A 17,706-nucleotide genomic window follows, 5' to 3' on the forward strand; every position below is an offset into this window, starting at 1 on the left:
TCAATACCCATGAGCACTCCAACTTCCTCAGTAGCCACCGCCACGTCCGCCGTGGATCAAAGCCTGCTGTACCCGTCACCGTACAAAGAATTCTGGCAAGCGTTCTCGAAAAACAAGGGCGCGGTTGCCGGCCTGCTGTTCATGCTGCTGATCATTTTCTGCGCGATCTTCGCGCCGTGGGTCGCGCCGCATAACCCGAGCGAGCAATACCGTGACTTCCTGCTGACGCCGCCGGCGTGGCTCGAAGGCGGGCAGATGCAGTTCCTGCTCGGCACCGACGAACTTGGCCGTGACCTGCTGTCGCGTCTGATCCAGGGCTCGCGCCTGTCGCTGCTGATCGGTTTGTCGTCGGTGGTGATGTCGCTGATTCCGGGGATCCTGCTGGGTCTGTTCGCCGGTTTCTTCCCGAAAGTGGTCGGCCCGACCATCATGCGTCTGATGGACATCATGCTGGCCCTGCCGTCGCTGCTGCTGGCTGTGGCGATCGTCGCCATCCTCGGCCCTGGCCTGATCAACACCGTGATCGCGATTGCCGTGGTTTCCCTGCCGTCCTACGTGCGTCTGACCCGTGCTGCCGTGATGGGCGAATTGAACCGCGATTACGTCACCGCCGCGCGCCTGGCCGGTGCCGGTCTGCCGCGTCTGATGTTCATCACCGTGCTGCCCAACTGCATGGCGCCGCTGATCGTGCAGGCGACCCTGAGCTTCTCCTCGGCAATTCTCGATGCCGCCGCACTGGGCTTCCTCGGTCTCGGCGTACAACCGCCAACCCCTGAGTGGGGCACCATGCTGGCCTCGGCCCGCGACTACATCGAACGCGCCTGGTGGGTCGTAAGTCTGCCTGGTTTGACCATTTTGCTCAGCGTGCTGGCAATCAACTTGATGGGCGACGGCCTGCGCGATGCGCTGGACCCGAAACTCAAGAACGCCGCCTGAGGAGATTCAAATGTCACTGCTAGAAATCAAGAATCTCAACGTCCGCTTCGGCGACAAGACCGCCACGCCGGTGGTCGACGGCCTCGACCTGAAAGTCGACAAAGGCGAAGTGCTGGCCATCGTTGGCGAGTCGGGTTCGGGTAAATCCGTGACCATGATGGCGCTGATGGGTCTGATCGAGCATCCCGGCATCGTCACCGCCGACTCACTCAGCTTCGACGGCAAGGACATGCTCAAACTGAGCAATCGTCAGCGTCGGCAGATCGTTGGCAAAGACCTGTCGATGGTTTTCCAGGACCCGATGACCGCACTGAACCCGAGCTACACCGTCGGTTTCCAGATCGAAGAAGTGCTGCGCCTGCACCTGAAAATGTCCGGCAAGCAAGCGCGCAAGCGTGCCATCGAACTGCTGGAAAAAGTGGAAATCCCGGGCGCGGCCAGCCGTATGGACGCCTACCCGCATCAACTGTCTGGCGGTATGAGCCAGCGTGTCGCGATCGCCATGGCGATCGCCGGCGAGCCGAAACTGCTGATCGCCGACGAACCGACCACGGCCCTCGACGTAACGATTCAGGCGCAGATCATGGATCTGCTGCTGGCGTTGCAGAAAGAGCAGAACATGGGCCTGGTGCTGATCACCCACGACCTCGCCGTCGTTGCCGAAACCGCTCAGCGCGTCTGCGTGATGTACGCCGGCCAGGCCGTTGAAGTCGGCCAGGTGCCGCAACTGTTCGACATTCCGGCGCACCCGTACAGCGAAGCATTGCTCAAGGCGATTCCCGAGCACAGCCTCGGCGCCTCGCGTCTGTCGACCCTGCCGGGCATCGTCCCGGGCCGCTACGACCGTCCGCAGGGTTGCCTGCTGTCGCCGCGCTGCCCGTACGTGCAGGACAATTGCCGCACCCAGCGTCCGGGCCTCGATCCGAAAGCCAACAGCCTCGCCCGCTGCTTCTACCCGCTGAACCAGGAGGTGGCGTAATGGCCGTCGTACTTACCGCCCGCGACCTGACCCGTCACTATGAAGTCTCCCGTGGCCTGTTCAAGGGCCACGCCACCGTGCGCGCGCTCAACGGCGTGTCGTTCGAACTGGAAGCCGGCAAGACCCTCGCCGTGGTGGGTGAATCGGGCTGCGGCAAATCCACCCTCGCCCGCGCCCTGACGCTGATTGAAGAGCCATCGTCGGGCTCGCTGCAGATCGCCGGCCAGGAAGTTGCCGGCGCCGACAAGGCCGAGCGCAAGCAACTGCGCAAAGACGTGCAGATGGTGTTCCAGAGCCCGTATGCGTCGTTGAACCCACGGCAGAAAATCGGTGATCAACTGGCCGAACCGCTGCTGATCAACACCAAACTGTCGGCCACTGAGCGTCGCGAGAAAGTCCAAGCGATGATGAAGCAGGTCGGCTTGCGTCCCGAGCATTACCAGCGCTATCCGCACATGTTCTCCGGTGGTCAGCGTCAGCGTATCGCCCTCGCCCGGGCCATGATGCTGCAGCCGAAAGTGCTGGTGGCGGACGAACCGACTTCGGCGCTGGACGTGTCGATTCAGGCCCAGGTGCTCAACCTGTTCATGGACCTGCAGCAGGAGTTCAACACCGCCTACGTGTTCATCTCGCACAACCTCGCGGTGGTGCAGCACGTGGCCGATGATGTGATGGTGATGTATCTGGGTCGCCCGGTTGAACTGGGTCCGAAGAACGACATCTACGAGCGCCCGCTGCACCCGTACACCCAGGCGCTGCTGTCGGCGACCCCGACCATTCACCCGGATCCGCACAAGCCGAAAATCAAGATCGTCGGCGAACTGCCCAACCCGCTGAACCCGCCACCGGGTTGCGCGTTCCACAAGCGCTGCCCGTACGCGACCGAGCGTTGCAGCACGGAAGAACCGCTGTTGCGTGAACTGGATAACCGGCAGGTGGCTTGCCACTACGCCGAACAGTTCCTCGACGGCGCGGCGTAAGCCACAGCAAAACCTGTAGGAGCTGACGAGTGCAACGAGGCTGCGATCTTTTGATTTTCAGAATCAAGATCAAAAGATCGCAGCGTTCCGCAGCTCCTACAGGGGATTTGCGTCGAACCAGAGTTAACCAAACCCCTTCCACCTCGATTGCGCATCAATCGAGGCAGAAGGGGTTTTTCTTTGCCGGGTGATTCATGTCTGGCTATCGCCTTCGTCATCCGGGTCATCGGTGTCCGGCTCGTCCGTGGTCGAGTCGTCATCATCGGCGCTGCCGCCCTGATTCATATCCCCCGGCTCCGCCTCGGACTTGGCGAGCATCAGCCCGCTATGCCCGACCTGGCCGTTGAACGCCTGTGAATCGTGATCCTCGCACTCGGCCCAGGCCGTTGCAGTGCCGAGGGACAGCATCACCATCACTTTCAACAACATCAAAATCCGTAGCAATCTGCTTTTCATGGCCGACTCCATCCTGTTGCGCTAAGACATGCTTGCCGGGCTGGCTTCGTGTGAAATCTAGTCGCGATCCGCCCGGCTCACCACTTAGGACGCGGCGACGCGGAAAGAAATGCCCTAGAGTCACAGATTGCTTTCGAATAACAGTAATAACCGATGCAGCTAAGCGGCTCGCGTGGCCTGCCAAGTCAGGGGAATGGAGAACAGCACCAGCAGCGCACTCATCAGCCACACGCTGTGCCCGCCAAACTGGCCGTAGAGCTGACCGCTGAGCACCGGTGACAATAGCGCGCTGGCACTCCAGCTCATAAAGAACAAGCCGAAGTACTGACCACACTTGCCGCTCTGCGCAAAGTGCATCGCCAGTACATTCAACGGCGGCATGAACAAGGCCTCGCCCAAGGTCCATATCAGTGTCGACAGACAGACAAATGCCAACCCGGATCCGAACGGCAACATGCCCAGCCCACAGGCCAACAGCACGCTGCCGACAAGCATCTGCCAACGCGAGCCCCAGCGTTCGACCGAGTGCGACAGCGGGATCTGCAGCGCGATCACCAACAGCGCATTGAGCCCGAACTGCCAACCGATCGCCTCTGTGCTCAGGTGGTAGTAGTCACGCAGATAATTGCCCAGCGTGCTGTAGACAGTGTCGAACGCAATGCCGAGCACGGCCGTCGCCGCCAGCAGCCAGAGGAACGGCTTGTCGCGAAGCGGCACGTTCGAGCCATCGGCGGATTCGTCTTCAAGCACCAGCACCGGCCGCCGCCACGTCGTGCGCACGAACCACAGCAGCGCGAGCATGGTCATCGCCGCGCTGACAAAAAACACCCATCGAAAATCCGCCTGCGCCAACACCCCACCCGCCACCCCGGCAGCCGCCATGCCCAGATTGCGCGCCACCCGACTCAATGCTTGCGCCCGCGAGCGCTGCGCAACTTCGCAATATTCCATGATCAGCCGCTGGTGCAAAGTGCGAATCGCCCCGTCGATGACTCCGCTGAGCAGCAACAAACCGGCCAGCCACGGCACCTGCGTCACCAGCCCCAACAGCACCAGCACCCACACCGAAACGAAAAACAGCGCCGCCGTCAGCCGCGCCGTGCGCACGTGATCACTGAGCCAACCGCCAAGCATCGAACCAACCAACAACCCCGCGCCATACGCCGAGAGCAACCAGCCGACGGTTTCAATCGCCAACCCCAGTTCCTGACGCAGGTACAACGCCATGAACAGCTTGACCATGGCGCTGAGGCGATTGATGAACAACAGCGCCGCGAGGACCCAGGCCATGGGGGTGAAATAGCCGTTGGGGTGCAACAGATGAGTCAGTCCTTTGAGCATGTAACGTCCGTTGTGGGCGAGGGTTGCTGAACAGTAGACGGGTTGGATTGGAATGTCGTGGGGGTGGGGTCGGGCAAAGTAAAAGCAGAGTAGGGCTACGACGCTGAAGGAAAATGCCTTACAGAGAAATCACCTGACCTGGATGCAACTCCGTTTTTCACGCGGCGCTGAAGATCAAAAGCCCCTCACCCTAGCCCTCTCCCGGAGGGAGAGGGGACTGACCGAGGCGTATGGGCGAGGTACGCCGACGTGCGATACCGCGTCGAACACAGCTTTTGAAAAATCCAAAAATCGGCTCCCTCTCCCTCGGGAGAGGGCTGGGGTGAGGGGCAGCAACAATGCAAATCAAAAGCCGAACACCCACGCTTTTCTCCACTCAATAGGCCGAGTGTCAGCTCGCCTGCTCTTGATCTTGATCCGCCGGCGACGTCGGAACGCTGAGCGGAGGGATTGATCCGGGCGTGGGAGTGCTGAGACAATCTGGCGCAGCTAAACGCAGCGAGAACAAGTTTAATCAAGCAAACAGCAGAAAACCGGCGGATTGAAAAAAACTGCGAGCGGGTCCAGGCGTATTCATTGTTAACGGTAAATACCCAACGTTGATCCACCCATATAAACCTGCGGCTGACCACATTAAGCCGCAGGCATAAAACCGAGGAAATTCTTTCATTGATTAGTTCTTACGACGAAAATCTCGCTCGAATGATTTGTTCTCGGGCCCGTCGAACCTGAATTTCATCGATGCTGTTATTTTGCTTTGCCGGTCAGAATTCGCGGCCTTTGCAATAAATTCAAAGTCCATTTGAACTACACGCTCTTCCAAATTGATCAAGCCTTTATAATTGCCCGACACTGCTTCCCATGTCTCCAAAGGATCATGAGGATTGAAAAACGCATGGAACTTCCGATCTGTACCAAAAGCCCCCTCGACACTTTGGCTTTGTTCAATATCGGCGAACTCAAAAAAAACAGAATCATCATTTCGAATGACTCCTCCCACCTGGCCTCGACCATTAGGGTCGATTACAAACCAGCCCGCGCCCACTACTGGATTGTATACAACTCCATCGATCGAGAATTCCATCTGACCAATTGGTTTACGATGCGGAGGAAGTTCATTAATGATAGACGTAGTGACTTTCATGGTGTTTCTCCGAGTAGTTTCAGGGGCTATACCCCTTGATGCTTATAATCGCTATACCGTATTGGCGCCACTGTAAGACCTGACAGTTGACATCGCATTTGAAACATGCAAAAGGCACTAGGTTGAATGTCCATTTGGCTGCTTTATTTTTTGTTTCCATGCCAACTTAAAGGCGACAGTTCCTCTTTGATACACCGATGAATAGCCGCTCTCTGAGGTAGCGGGACAAGCCGCCAAAAACAGCAGGCAACAAAAAGCCCCCAAGGCATTCACCTAGGGGGCTTTCGATCAAGCAAGCTCAGCGCTTAATGATGCTCACGCGTCGCGCGGAATTTCACATCCGGCCAGCGCTCTTCCATCAACGCCAGATTCACCCGCGTCGGCGCCAGATAGGTCAGATGACCACCGCCATCCAGCGCGAGGTTCTCCACCGCCTTGTTGGAAAATTCCTCAAGCTTCTTCTTGTCGTCGCACTCGATCCAGCGCGCGGAATACACGGTGATCGGCTCATATGAACACTCGACTTTGTATTCCTCTTTCAAACGGCTGGCGACCACATCGAACTGCAGTACACCCACGGCGCCGAGAATGATGTCGTTGCTGCGCTCGGGGAAGAACACCTGGGTCGCGCCCTCTTCCGCCAACTGCTGCAGGCCCTGACGCAATTGCTTGGATTTCAGCGGATCACGCAGACGCACACGACGGAACAGTTCCGGGGCGAAGTGCGGGATGCCGGTGAAACCGAGGACTTCGCCTTCGCTGAAGGTGTCGCCGATCTGGATGGTGCCGTGGTTGTGCAGGCCGATGATGTCGCCGGCATAGGCTTCTTCGAGCTGTTCACGCTCGGAGGAGAAGAACGTCAGGGCGTCGCCGATGCGCACGTCCTTGCCGGTACGCACATGACGCATCTTCATGCCTTTTTCGTACTTGCCGGAGCAGATACGCATGAAGGCGATGCGGTCGCGGTGTTTCGGGTCCATGTTCGCCTGGATCTTGAAGATGAAGCCCGAGAACTTCTCTTCCACCGGCTCGACAGTACGCTCGTTGGCCACACGGGCCAGCGGGCGCGGCGCCCAATCGACGACAGCATCGAGCACGTGGTCGACACCGAAGTTGCCCAGTGCGGTACCGAAAAACACCGGGGTCAGTTGACCGTCGAGGAATTCCTGCTGGTTGAACTCGTGGCAGGCGCCCTGCACCAGTTCCAGCTGTTCGATGAAGCGCTCGTACTCGTCGCCCAGGTGCGCGCGCGCTTCGTCGGAGTCGAGTTTTTCGATGATCTTGGTTTCGGTGCGTTCGTGACCGTGACCGGCGGTGTAGACAATGATGTAGTCATCGGCCAGGTGATACACGCCTTTGAAGTCGCGATAGCAACCGATCGGCCAGGTGATCGGCGCCGCCTTGATCTTCAGAACGGCTTCGATTTCGTCGAGCAGTTCGATCGGGTCGCGGATGTCGCGGTCGAGTTTGTTGATGAAGCTGACGATCGGCGTGTCACGCAGACGGCAGACGTCCATCAGCGCGATGGTCCGTGGCTCTACACCCTTACCGCCGTCGAGAACCATCAACGCCGAGTCCACCGCCGTCAGGGTGCGGTAGGTGTCTTCGGAGAAGTCTTCGTGGCCCGGCGTATCGAGCAGGTTGATCATGTGTTCGCGATAGGGGAACTGCATGACCGACGTGGTAATGGAAATACCCCGCTGCTTCTCCATCTCCATCCAGTCGGATGTCGCATGGCGATCGGATTTACGGGATTTCACCGTACCGGCCACTGCAATCGCCTTGCCCATCAACAGGAGCTTTTCGGTGATCGTGGTTTTACCGGCATCGGGGTGGGAAATAATGGCGAAAGTGCGGCGTTTCGCGACTTCGGCGGCCTGTTGGGTCATGGGAAATCGCCTGGCGGTGATTCAAAAAAGGGCGGCGAGTATAGCTTAAAAAGTGATCGCCGAACCACCGTCCCTCGGCCGCGCGAAACCCCGCAGGAGCTGCCGCAGGCGGCGATCTTTTGATCTTGTTTTCAGCAGCAAAGTCAAAAGATCGCAGCCTTCGGCAGCGCCAACAGGGTGGCCAAATAGTGTCTAACGTGGGAACCTTTTAAAGCCTGGAGACGTCCATCCCCTGTTACGAATCTTCGTCAGGGGCTGAAAAATCAGCAAGTTAGCCTGACGAGGCTGCGCTCATGGCTCGCTTTCACGCCGCTTGGCCGGTGCTGGAAAACGGCTACTTTTCGCGAACGCTGACTTCGGCAACCAGGAATGGTCTTGCCACGCGGAGCAGCGCTCGCCGACTACAAAAAAAGGAGTCCGCCTGTGGCTATCCGCTATGGCAAAGGGCTGATGGGAGGTGCGGTGGTGATCGCGCTCCTGGCCCTGCTGGTCCACTGGATCGGCATCAACACGATCGAACACTACCGCGACGATTTGTTGTTTTACCTGCAAGCTCATCTGATTCTTGTCCTCGCGTCCATGCTGGCCGCCCTTGTCGTGGGCATCCCCGCCGGCATCTTCCTCAGCCGCCCGACCATGGTCGGCCGCGCCGAACGCTTCATGCAGATCTTCAATATCGGCAACACCGTGCCACCGCTGGCCGTGCTCGCGATCGCGCTGGGCATCCTCGGCATCGGCAGTGGCCCGGCAATCTTTGCGCTGTTCCTCGCCTCGCTGTTGCCGATCGTGCGCAATACCTACGAAGGCCTGAAAAACGTTCAGGGCTCACTAAAAGAAGCCGCCGTCGGCATCGGCATGACCCCGCGCCAGGTGTTGTGGAAAGTCGAATTGCCCAACGCCGTGCCGATCATCGTCGGTGGCGTGCGTGTCGCACTGGCCATCAACGTCGGCACCGCGCCGCTGGCGTTCCTGATCGGCGCCAACAGCCTCGGCAGCCTGATTTTCCCCGGCATCGCCCTGAACAATCAGCCGCAACTGCTGCTCGGCGCCGCGTGCACCGCGCTGCTGGCGCTGTTGCTCGATGGCGTGGTCACCCTCGCCAGCCGTCTCTGGCTGGAACGCGGTTTGCGCCCGTCTTAAGGCTCTTGCGAAGGAATATTCATGAAACGTCTTAGTTTGATCTTAGGCTGCGTCCTGCTGTTCGCAGGATCGGCGCAAGCCGCCGAAAAACCGGTCATCCGCCTTGGCGCGCGGGTATTTACCGAGCAGACCCTGCTCGCCGAAATCACCGCGCAATACCTGCGCAGCAAAGGCTACGACGCGCAGATCACTGGCGGTCTGGGCAGCAACCTCGCCCGCAGCGCCCACGAAAGCGGCCAGTTGGACCTGCTCTGGGAATACACCGGCGTGTCACTGGTGGCCTACAACCATGTCACGGAAAAACTCGACAGCGCGCAGTCCTACGCTCGAGTCAAAGAACTCGACGCAAAAAAAGGCCTGATCTGGCTGACGCCGTCGAAATTCAGCAACACCTACGCCCTGGCCCTGCCGAAAAAAGTCGCCGAGGAATATCCGCAGATCAACAACATCAGCCAGCTCAACGAAGTGCTGCGTGCGGAAGCCAAGACCAATCATCTGGTGGCGCTGGATACCGAGTTCGCCAATCGCTCCGACGGTCTCGACGGCATGGTCAAGCTCTACGACATGAACCTGACCCGCAAGAACATCCGTCAGATGGACGCCGGCCTGGTCTACACCGCGCTGCGCAACGGTCAGGTATTTGCCGGTCTGGTCTACACCACCGACGGCCGCCTCAACGCCTTCGGCCTGAAATTGCTGGAAGACGACAAGCATTACTTCCCCGACTACACCGCAGCTCCCGTGGTGCGTCAGGCCACGCTGGACGCCAACCCGAAACTGGCCGAGCAACTCAAGCCACTGGCTGAACTGTTCGATGACGAAACCATGCGCCAGCTCAACGCGCGGGTGGATGTCGACCACGAAAGCCCATCGTCCGTTGCCGCCGATTTCCTGCGCCAGCACCCACTGAATTAAGAGAGGAGAAGTCATGGAATTTCTGAACGCCTTTTCCCATCTCGACTGGCAGCAGGTGATGCACCTGACCTGGCAGCACATCACCCTGGTCGGCATCGCCGTGACCCTGGCGATTGTCATCGGCGTGCCGCTGGGCATTCTGATGACGCGCTTTCCGAGCCTCGCCGGCCCCTTGCAGGCCAGCGCCACGGTGCTGCTGACTGTGCCGTCGATTGCCCTGTTCGGCCTGCTGCTGCCGTTCTACTCCAAGTTCGGCCAGGGCCTGGGGCCACTGCCGGCGATCACTGCGGTGTTCCTGTATTCGTTGCTGCCGATCATGCGCAACACCTATCTCGCCCTGACTGGCGTTGAACCGGGCATCCGTGAAGCTGCACGGGGTATCGGCATGACCTTCGGCCAGCGCCTGCGCATGGTCGAACTGCCGATTGCGGTGCCGGTGATCCTCGCCGGTGTGCGTACCGCCGTGGTGATGAACATCGGCGTGATGACCATCGCCGCGACCATCGGCGCCGGCGGCCTCGGTGTGTTGATCCTCGCCTCCATCAGCCGCAGTGACATGTCGATGCTTATCGTCGGCGCGCTGCTGGTCAGTCTTCTGGCGATTTTCGCCGATCTCGTTTTGCAGTGGCTGCAACGCTCGCTGACTCCAAAAGGACTCCTGAAATGATCGAACTTCAAAACCTCAGCAAGACCTTCCAAAGCAACGGCAAAGATGTCAAAGCCGTGGACTCGGTAAGCCTGACCGTCAATGAAGGCGAGATCTGCGTGTTCCTCGGGCCATCGGGTTGCGGCAAAAGCACCACGCTGAAGATGATCAACCGCCTGATCAAACCGACCTCGGGCAAGATCCTCATCAACGGCGAGGACACCACCGATCTCGACGAGGTGACCCTGCGCCGCAACATCGGTTACGTGATCCAGCAGATCGGTCTGTTCCCGAACATGACCATCGAAGAGAACATCGTCGTCGTGCCGAAACTGCTCGGCTGGGACAAACAGAAATGCCACGACCGCGCCCGCGAACTGATGAGCATGATCAAGCTTGAGCCCAAGCAGTATCTGCATCGTTATCCGCGGGAACTGTCCGGTGGTCAGCAACAGCGGATCGGCGTGATCCGCGCATTGGCTGCAGATGCTCCGCTGCTGTTGATGGACGAGCCGTTCGGCGCCGTCGACCCGATCAACCGCGAGATGATCCAGAACGAATTCTTCGAGATGCAGCGCGCGCTGAACAAGACCGTGATCATGGTCAGCCACGATATCGACGAAGCCATCAAGCTGGGCGACAAGATCGCCATTTTCCGCGCCGGCAAACTGCTGCAGATCGATCATCCCGACACCCTGCTGGCGCATCCGGCGGACGATTTCGTCAGCAACTTCGTCGGCCAGGACAGCACCCTCAAGCGCTTGCTATTGGTGAAGGCTGAAGACGCGGCGGACAACGCGCCGTCGGTGAGCCCGGAAACGCCAGTGGCCGATGCGCTGGAATTGATGGACGAGCACGACCGTCGCTACGTGGTGGTCACCTGCGCCGAGAACAAGGCGCTGGGTTACGTGCGCCGTCGCGACCTGCATCGCCAGACCGGCACCTGTGCGCAATTCCTGCGTGAATTCAACGCCACGGCGGCGTACGACGAGCACCTGCGCATCCTGCTGTCGCGCATGTACGAGTTCAACCGCGCCTGGCTGCCGGTGATGGACGCGGAACGGGTGTTCCTCGGCGAGGTGACGCAGGAGTCGATTGCGGCCTACCTAAGCTCGGGACGTTCGCGAGGAATGAAGACCAACATCGTCTCGCCAGCTGAGACCGTGGTCGCGTAATCCTCCGGACCGAATACTGCAACTGTGGCGAGGGAGCTTGCTCCCGCTGGGTCGCGCAGCGGCCCTTCTTTGAAAAAAAGCGAGGACCGCTTCGCAGTCCAGCGGGAGCAAGCTCCCTCGCCACAGGTTTTCGGCGAATGCAATGGCTGGAAAAGAATCTCAACAACGCGGCGTCTTCTGCTCTCGCCATCGTCTTCAGCGTTTCAGCTGAAAAGCCTCTGAATCAGCACTAATGCCGGGAACGTCGCCGATGTTGTAGTCATCAGACTTATCGACAACTTGGCTGACAAAAACCCCGAACGTGCAGATATGTTTAACACTCGAAAATCCCTCGGGAACATCTGTCCGTCATCTCGGTCGGGTACAAGGAGTGATGAACGCGACGCACGTCAGAAGCGTGCAAAAACGCGACATTTTTAGTTGATCTCACGCCCCTCACGCCCTAAAGTTCGCGCCGAACGTCCATGCTGGAAACGATCCATCCGGCTCAAGTACTGACGACGAGACAGCAAGGCCAAGGGATAGCGGCACATCTCTGGGCCTTTTTGCTTTCGGCGACATGCCTTGGGAAGTAGGCGAACCAAAGTGGGGATACGGAGGACGTTCATGCACCCATTGTTAATTACAGTTTGCCAGTAGGAGTTCCCAGCATGTCGATCCAGGTCGAAGACTATTTCGCGCGCGCTACATTCGACAAAATGAAGGCGTTCGCCGACAAACAGGAAACCCCGTTCGTGGTGATCGACACCGCGATGATCGCCCAGGCCTACGATGACCTGCGTGCCGGTTTCGAATTCGCCAAGGTCTACTATGCGGTCAAGGCCAACCCTGCCGTCGAGATCATCGACCTGCTCAAAGACAAGGGTTCGAGCTTCGACATCGCCTCGATCTACGAGCTGGACAAAGTAATGGATCGTGGCGTCAGCCCGGACCGCATCAGCTACGGCAATACCATCAAGAAATCCAAGGACATCCGCTACTTCTACGAGAAGGGTGTGCGTCTGTTCTCCACCGACTCCGAAGCCGACCTGCGCAACATCGCCAAGGCTGCCCCGGGCTCGAAAGTCTATGTGCGTATTCTGACTGAAGGCTCGACCACAGCTGACTGGCCGCTGTCGCGCAAATTCGGCTGCCAGACCGACATGGCCATGGACCTGCTGATCCTCGCCCGCGACCTCGGTCTGGTGCCGTACGGCATCTCCTTCCACGTCGGCTCGCAACAGCGCGACATCAGCGTCTGGGACGCGGCGATCGCCAAGGTCAAAGTGATTTTCGAACGCCTGAAAGAAGAAGACGGCATTCATCTGAAGCTGATCAACATGGGCGGTGGCTTCCCGGCCAACTACATCACCCGCACCAACAGCCTGGAAACCTACGCCGAAGAAATCATCCGCTTCCTCAAGGAAGACTTCGGTGATGATCTGCCGGAAATCATTCTCGAGCCGGGCCGTTCGCTGATCGCCAACGCCGGTATTCTGGTCAGCGAAGTGGTGCTGGTTGCACGCAAGTCGCGCACTGCCGTCGAGCGCTGGGTGTATACCGATGTGGGCAAGTTCTCCGGCCTGATCGAAACCATGGACGAAGCGATCAAGTTCCCGATCTGGACCGAGAAGAAAGGCGAGATGGAAGAAGTCGTGATCGCCGGCCCGACCTGTGACAGCGCCGACATCATGTATGAGAACTACAAGTACGGTCTGCCGCTGAATCTGGCGATTGGTGACCGCCTGTACTGGTTGTCGACCGGTGCGTACACCACCAGCTATAGCGCGGTTGAATTCAATGGCTTTCCGCCGTTGAAGTCGTTTTACGTGTAAGAGGCAGCGGCAAGTTTCAAGCTGCTAGCTGCAAGTGAAAAGCCCACGATGTTGTGGGCTTTTTTGTGGGTGTTCGGCTGGGGGTTCATTTGCACTTGAGACCGAAGCCCCTCACCCCAGCCCTCTCCCGAGGGAGAGGGAGCCGATGTGCATGCTTTTCAAAATTGAGTTCGACTGGATATTTCAGGTCGATGTATAGCGCAGGAACGACGCGGTCAGTCCCCTCTCCTCCTGGGAGAGGGCTAGGGTGAGGGCTTTGCGGTTTCAGCCGCGCTGCAACTCTGCATACCGAGCGGCATACTGACTAGCCATCACCTGAATCCGCAGATCTGTCGCATCAGCCAGCGTCTGACTCGCCACCCGCAAGAAATTCAGATTACCGCCGGCCAAGGCTTTCTCAAGCCAGTCGACCGCCTCATCAATCCGTCCTTCACCCGCCAACACCGCCGCATAACTGAACTGCCCACGAAAATCCCCCGCTTCAGCCGAGCGCCGATACCAGTCACGCGCCGCTGGCGGATCCGCCGGACACACCTGCCCCTCCTCCAGATAGCGCCCAAGCAGATTCATCGATTTGGCATGGCCCAACTCAGCCGCGCGTCGATACAACACCAACGCCTGCAGATGATCAGCCGTCACCCCGCGCCCGGTCGCCAGCAGATTGGCGAGGTTGTACATCGCCCAGTCCAGGCCCGCCTCGGCGGCGATTCGATAATGCTGCGCCGCCACCGAGGCATCCGCCGCACAACCCCAACCATGCTCATGGCAACGTCCGAGCATGTTGCGCGCCATCAGGTGCCCGCGTCCGGCGGCGATGGCAAACCAGCGCAGCGCCAGCGCTTGATCCTGCGCGATGCCATGGCCGTCGAGCAGGATCTGCCCGAGCAGCGCCTGCGCTTCAACCTCGCCCTCACCCGCCGCCAGCAAAATCGCCTGCGCCGCTCGAGCCGGGCTTTCTTCAAGCATCGCCGCCAACCCGGCGGCATCGAGGACTTCCTCGCGGCGTAGCAAGAAACTCATACCTCGACCCACCGCCGCAGCAGGTTGTGATAAGTGCCGGTGAGGCGGATCAGCGAGGGATGATCGGGGACGTCCTGGGTCAGTTGCTGAATCGCCGCGTCCATCTCGAACAGCAATGCGCGCTGGCTGTCTTCGCGCACCAGGCTTTGTGTCCAGAAAAACGACGCATAACGTGCGCCGCGAGTGACGGCATTGACCTTGTGCAAACTAGTGCCCGGATACAACACCATGTCGCCGGCCGGCAACTTCACTCGCTGGCTGCCGTAGGTGTCCTGAATCTCCAGCTCGCCGCCGTCGTAATCTTCCGGCTCGCTGAAGAACAGCGTCGCCGACAGATCGGTGCGCACACGCTCGATGCTGCCCTTGGGCTGGCGTACGGCATTGTCGATATGGAAATCGAAACTGCCGCCGGCGGTGTAACAGTTCACCAACGGTGGAAAGACTTTGTGCGGCAATGCGGCGGACATGAACAGCGGATTTTTCCACAGCCGCTCAAGCATCGCCGCGCCGATTTCCTTGGCCAGCGGATGGCCTTCGGGCAATTGCAGGTTGTGCTTGGCCTTGGCCGACTGGAAGCCCGCAGTGATCTTGCCATCGGCCCAGTCCGCCTGCTCCAGGGCCCGGCGGATGCGCTGCACTTCGTCTTTTGCGAACAGCCCGGGAATGTGCAGCAGCATGGCAATGTCACCTGATGGCAAGAAGGCGGCAATGGTATTGATTCTTATTGACCGTGTAAAACCCGCAAGACGAATGAACGGACAGAAACCGTAAGGGCAAATTGTAAAGAATGTAAATTCAATGCGAATAACAATGTTTCGCAATTGATACGAATACCTGTTTACCCTATATTCCGCCGCCTCAAATCCTTGGGGAGGGGAATAAAAATGGCACGTCAACACGCACAACTACCGGTCAGTTCACCACGTCTGCTCGCCTCGGCAATCGGTGTCGCAATCACCGCCGGCTCTGCGGGGCAGATGGTCTTTGCAGCGGAAAAAACCGACAGCAAAGCGTCCGGCAATGCCATCGCCCTGGACGCTACCGCCATCACCGGCGAAGCCCAGGACGCGACCTCCTACCAGGTCGAAAAAGCCTCCTCACCCAAGTACACCGCGCCGCTGGTCGACACGCCGCGCTCGGTCACCGTCATCCCGCAACAAGTGCTCAAGGACACCGGCGCGCTGAACATGCAGGACGCACTGCGTACCGTGCCGGGCATCACCTTCGGTGCCGGTGAAGGCGGCAACCCCCAGGGCGATCGGCCGTTCATTCGTGGCTTCGACGCTCAGGGTGACACCTATCTGGACGGCGTGCGTGACACCGGATCGCAGAGCCGCGAGATCTTCGCCGTGGAAAACATCGAAGTCAGCAAAGGCCCGAACTCGGCCATTGGCGGTCGTGGCGCAGCCGGTGGCAGCATTAACCTGGTGAGCAAGAAAGCGCACCTGGGCAACTCGTTCGACGGCGGCTTCACCTACGGCTCCGACCAGACCCAGCGCTACACCCTCGACGGCAACTACCAGTTCAGCGACAGCGCTGCTGGCCGTCTCAACCTGATGAGCCATGAGAGCAACGTCGCCGGTCGCGACAAGGTCGATTACGACCGCTGGGGCATAGCACCCTCCCTGGCTTTCGGCCTGGGTACCGATACCCGCGTCAACCTCGACTACTACCACCTGGAAAGCAACGACACTCCGGACTCGGGCATCCCGTACACCATCCCAACCGGTGGTTCGGCCGCACGCACCAAGTCCAACCCGGACAAGCCGTACGCCGGTGGCGATCACGACAACTTCTACGGTCTGGATCGCGACTTCCGCAAGGGCCGCACCGACACCGCGACCTTCGCCATCGAGCACGACCTGAACGATGCGCTGACCATCAAGAACACCCTGCGCCACGGCACCAGCATGCAGGATTACATCCTCACCCAGCCGGACGACAGCAAGGGCAACGTCAACAATGGCAGCGTCTGGCGTCGCGCCAACACACGGGTGAGCAACACCGAAACCACCACCAACCAGACCGACCTGTTCGGCACCTTTTACGTGGCCGGTTTCAAGAACAGCTTCTCCACCGGTGTCGAGTACACCCGTGAGCAGAGCGAAAAATCCTCGTACAACGTCAACACCGACACCACACCGCGCACACCGGGCAACTCCAGCACCAACTGCAACCCGGGCCTGATCGGCGCGGCCAGCGGTTACAACTGCACCTCGCTGTCGAACCCGAACCCGAACGATCCGTGGAACGGCGCGATTTCGCGCAACTACGCCGGCACCGACACCCAGGCCGATACCTACGCGCTGTACGTATTCGACACGCTGGAATTGTCCGAGCAATGGCTGGTGAACATGGGCCTGCGTTACGACCACTTCGACACCGATTACAAGACCTACAACGCCGCTGGCCGCACCACCTCCAAGGGCGATGACACCAGCGAGTTCGTCACCGGCCAGTTCGGCGTGGTCTACAAGCCGGCGGAAAACGGCAGCATCTATGCTTCCTACGCGACCTCGGCGACGCCGCCGGGCAACACCTTGGGCGAAGGTCAGGAAGGCAATCCGCTGGGCGGTACGCCGGATCGCAGCGGCAACCTGCTGAGCAGCGACATGGAGCCGGAAACCACCAGGAACTACGAGATCGGCACCAAGTGGGATCTGCTCAATGATCGCCTGTCGCTGACCGCCGACATCTTCCGCACCGAGAAGGAAAACGCTCGCGTGCAGGTCGACACCAGCTCCTACGAGAACGCCGGCAAGACTCGCGTGCAAGGTTTCGAACTGTCGGCCAGCGGCAGGATCACCGACAAGTGGCAGGTGTTCGCCGGTTACGCCTTCATGGACAGCGAACAGGTCGACGGCGGCCCGCTGGGTCGCGCCAACGACGGCAACGATCTGCCGAACACACCGAAAAACAGCGCCAGCCTGTGGACCACCTATCAGGTCACGCCAAAGCTGACCATCGGTGGTGGCGCGTTCTACGTCGACGACGTCTATGGCAGTGTGGCGAATACAACGATGGTCGACTCGTACGTACGTTACGACGCGATGGCGGCCTACAAGCTGACCAAGAACGTCGACCTGCAACTCAACGTGCAGAACCTGACTGACGAAACCTATTACGACAAAGCCTTCTCGACCCACTTCGCCAATCAGGCGGCGGGACGTACGGCGCTGTTGAGTACCAACTTCCACTTCTGATTGCTGTGGAAACCTGTAGGAGTGAGCCTGCTCGCGATAGCGGTGTGGCAGTCAGCATCAATCCCTCT

15 protein-coding genes are annotated in these 17,706 nt (G+C 59.4%); 9 read left to right on the plus strand and 6 right to left on the minus strand.

What is annotated here, in order from left to right; all coding sequences use genetic code 11:
• Nucleotides 1–9 precede the first annotated feature (9 nt).
• The 3 genes from DCO47_RS13655 to DCO47_RS13665 are packed head-to-tail and all read left to right on the plus strand — an operon-like array spanning nt 10 to nt 2,895.
• A complete protein-coding gene (locus DCO47_RS13655) occupies nt 10–936 on the plus strand; it encodes an ABC transporter permease subunit (RefSeq protein WP_016771721.1) in 927 nt (308 codons plus the stop codon).
• 10 nt (nt 937–946) lie between these two features.
• Entirely contained in the window at nt 947–1,915 is a 969-nt protein-coding gene (locus tag DCO47_RS13660; RefSeq protein ID WP_016771722.1) for an ABC transporter ATP-binding protein, read from the plus strand.
• On the plus strand, nt 1,915–2,895 hold the full coding sequence (locus DCO47_RS13665; protein WP_042608794.1) for a peptide ABC transporter ATP-binding protein: 981 nt from the start codon (nt 1,915–1,917) through the stop codon (nt 2,893–2,895). The genes DCO47_RS13660 and DCO47_RS13665 overlap by 1 nt, the downstream gene beginning before the upstream one ends.
• Nucleotides 2,896–3,087: 192 nt before the next feature.
• Here DCO47_RS13665 and DCO47_RS13670 read toward each other — a convergent pair whose 3' ends face one another.
• The 4 genes from DCO47_RS13670 to DCO47_RS13685 form a co-directional block, all read right to left on the minus strand.
• Complete coding sequence (locus DCO47_RS13670) at nt 3,088–3,351, minus strand: hypothetical protein (RefSeq protein ID WP_042608795.1); 264 nt, start codon at nt 3,349–3,351, stop codon at nt 3,088–3,090.
• A gap of 159 nt (nt 3,352–3,510) precedes the next feature.
• On the minus strand, nt 3,511–4,692 hold the full coding sequence (locus DCO47_RS13675) for an MFS transporter (protein ID WP_116658269.1): 1,182 nt from the start codon (nt 4,690–4,692) through the stop codon (nt 3,511–3,513).
• A 673-nt stretch (nt 4,693–5,365) separates the two neighbouring features.
• Nucleotides 5,366–5,836 carry a hypothetical protein gene (locus DCO47_RS13680; protein WP_116658270.1) on the minus strand — a complete coding sequence of 157 codons (471 nt, stop codon included), beginning with the start codon at nt 5,834–5,836 and terminating at the stop codon, nt 5,366–5,368.
• A gap of 305 nt (nt 5,837–6,141) precedes the next feature.
• The gene (locus DCO47_RS13685) at nt 6,142–7,725 is read right to left on the minus strand and encodes a peptide chain release factor 3 (RefSeq protein ID WP_016771727.1); all 1,584 of its coding nucleotides are present in this window, start codon (nt 7,723–7,725) and stop codon (nt 6,142–6,144) included.
• A 450-nt stretch (nt 7,726–8,175) separates the two neighbouring features.
• Here DCO47_RS13685 and DCO47_RS13690 point away from each other — a divergent pair, with 450 nt between their 5' ends.
• The 5 genes from DCO47_RS13690 (at nt 8,176) to DCO47_RS13715 (ending at nt 13,415) form a co-directional block, all read left to right on the plus strand.
• On the plus strand, nt 8,176–8,865 hold the full coding sequence (locus tag DCO47_RS13690) for an ABC transporter permease (protein WP_172667905.1): 690 nt from the start codon (nt 8,176–8,178) through the stop codon (nt 8,863–8,865).
• Between the two features lie 21 nt (nt 8,866–8,886).
• Nucleotides 8,887–9,780 carry a glycine betaine ABC transporter substrate-binding protein gene (locus DCO47_RS13695; RefSeq protein WP_116658271.1) on the plus strand — a complete coding sequence of 298 codons (894 nt, stop codon included), beginning with the start codon at nt 8,887–8,889 and terminating at the stop codon, nt 9,778–9,780.
• Between the two features lie 13 nt (nt 9,781–9,793).
• A complete protein-coding gene (locus tag DCO47_RS13700; protein WP_042608800.1) occupies nt 9,794–10,447 on the plus strand; it encodes an ABC transporter permease in 654 nt (217 codons plus the stop codon).
• Nucleotides 10,444–11,601, plus strand: a complete 1,158-nt coding sequence (locus DCO47_RS13705; RefSeq protein ID WP_039759487.1) for a betaine/proline/choline family ABC transporter ATP-binding protein — start codon at nt 10,444–10,446, stop codon at nt 11,599–11,601. The genes DCO47_RS13700 and DCO47_RS13705 overlap by 4 nt, the downstream gene beginning before the upstream one ends.
• Nucleotides 11,602–12,251: 650 nt before the next feature.
• Nucleotides 12,252–13,415: a type III PLP-dependent enzyme gene (locus tag DCO47_RS13715; RefSeq protein WP_016771733.1), complete on the plus strand. Its 1,164-nt coding sequence runs from the start codon at nt 12,252–12,254 to the stop codon at nt 13,413–13,415.
• Between the two features lie 264 nt (nt 13,416–13,679).
• Here DCO47_RS13715 and DCO47_RS13720 read toward each other — a convergent pair whose 3' ends face one another.
• The gene (locus DCO47_RS13720) at nt 13,680–14,435 is read right to left on the minus strand and encodes a tetratricopeptide repeat protein (RefSeq protein ID WP_116658273.1); all 756 of its coding nucleotides are present in this window, start codon (nt 14,433–14,435) and stop codon (nt 13,680–13,682) included.
• The gene (locus tag DCO47_RS13725) at nt 14,432–15,112 is read right to left on the minus strand and encodes a Fe2+-dependent dioxygenase (protein WP_083354211.1); all 681 of its coding nucleotides are present in this window, start codon (nt 15,110–15,112) and stop codon (nt 14,432–14,434) included. Before DCO47_RS13725 ends, DCO47_RS13720 begins: the two co-directional genes overlap by 4 nt.
• Before the next feature lie 207 nt (nt 15,113–15,319).
• On the opposite strand from DCO47_RS13725, the gene DCO47_RS13730 reads away from it, so the two are divergent.
• Nucleotides 15,320–17,638 (plus strand): TonB-dependent siderophore receptor, encoded by a 2,319-nt coding sequence (locus tag DCO47_RS13730; RefSeq protein WP_116658274.1) that lies wholly within the window; start codon nt 15,320–15,322, stop codon nt 17,636–17,638.
• The last annotated feature ends 68 nt before the right edge of the window (nt 17,639–17,706 follow it).

It is taken from the genome of Pseudomonas sp. NDM (assembly GCF_003105095.1).
In the GTDB taxonomy this organism is placed as follows: Bacteria; Pseudomonadota; Gammaproteobacteria; order Pseudomonadales; family Pseudomonadaceae; genus Aquipseudomonas; species Aquipseudomonas moraviensis_A.

What these genes read in the sequence shown, in the direction of transcription:
- DCO47_RS13655 (WP_016771721.1), top strand. Translation starts at nt 10, where the DNA reads ATGAGCACTCCAACTTCCTCAGTAGCCACCGCCACGTCCGCCGTGGAT.
- DCO47_RS13660 (WP_016771722.1), top strand. Translation starts at nt 947, where the DNA reads ATGTCACTGCTAGAAATCAAGAATCTCAACGTCCGCTTCGGCGACAAG.
- DCO47_RS13665 (WP_042608794.1), top strand. Translation starts at nt 1,915, where the DNA reads ATGGCCGTCGTACTTACCGCCCGCGACCTGACCCGTCACTATGAAGTC.
- DCO47_RS13670 (WP_042608795.1), bottom strand. Translation starts at nt 3,351, where the DNA reads ATGAAAAGCAGATTGCTACGGATTTTGATGTTGTTGAAAGTGATGGTG.
- DCO47_RS13675 (WP_116658269.1), bottom strand. Translation starts at nt 4,692, where the DNA reads ATGCTCAAAGGACTGACTCATCTGTTGCACCCCAACGGCTATTTCACC.
- DCO47_RS13680 (WP_116658270.1), bottom strand. Translation starts at nt 5,836, where the DNA reads ATGAAAGTCACTACGTCTATCATTAATGAACTTCCTCCGCATCGTAAA.
- DCO47_RS13685 (WP_016771727.1), bottom strand. Translation starts at nt 7,725, where the DNA reads ATGACCCAACAGGCCGCCGAAGTCGCGAAACGCCGCACTTTCGCCATT.
- DCO47_RS13690 (WP_172667905.1), top strand. Translation starts at nt 8,176, where the DNA reads ATGGGAGGTGCGGTGGTGATCGCGCTCCTGGCCCTGCTGGTCCACTGG.
- DCO47_RS13695 (WP_116658271.1), top strand. Translation starts at nt 8,887, where the DNA reads ATGAAACGTCTTAGTTTGATCTTAGGCTGCGTCCTGCTGTTCGCAGGA.
- DCO47_RS13700 (WP_042608800.1), top strand. Translation starts at nt 9,794, where the DNA reads ATGGAATTTCTGAACGCCTTTTCCCATCTCGACTGGCAGCAGGTGATG.
- DCO47_RS13705 (WP_039759487.1), top strand. Translation starts at nt 10,444, where the DNA reads ATGATCGAACTTCAAAACCTCAGCAAGACCTTCCAAAGCAACGGCAAA.
- DCO47_RS13715 (WP_016771733.1), top strand. Translation starts at nt 12,252, where the DNA reads ATGTCGATCCAGGTCGAAGACTATTTCGCGCGCGCTACATTCGACAAA.
- DCO47_RS13720 (WP_116658273.1), bottom strand. Translation starts at nt 14,435, where the DNA reads ATGAGTTTCTTGCTACGCCGCGAGGAAGTCCTCGATGCCGCCGGGTTG.
- DCO47_RS13725 (WP_083354211.1), bottom strand. Translation starts at nt 15,112, where the DNA reads ATGCTGCTGCACATTCCCGGGCTGTTCGCAAAAGACGAAGTGCAGCGC.
- DCO47_RS13730 (WP_116658274.1), top strand. Translation starts at nt 15,320, where the DNA reads ATGGCACGTCAACACGCACAACTACCGGTCAGTTCACCACGTCTGCTC.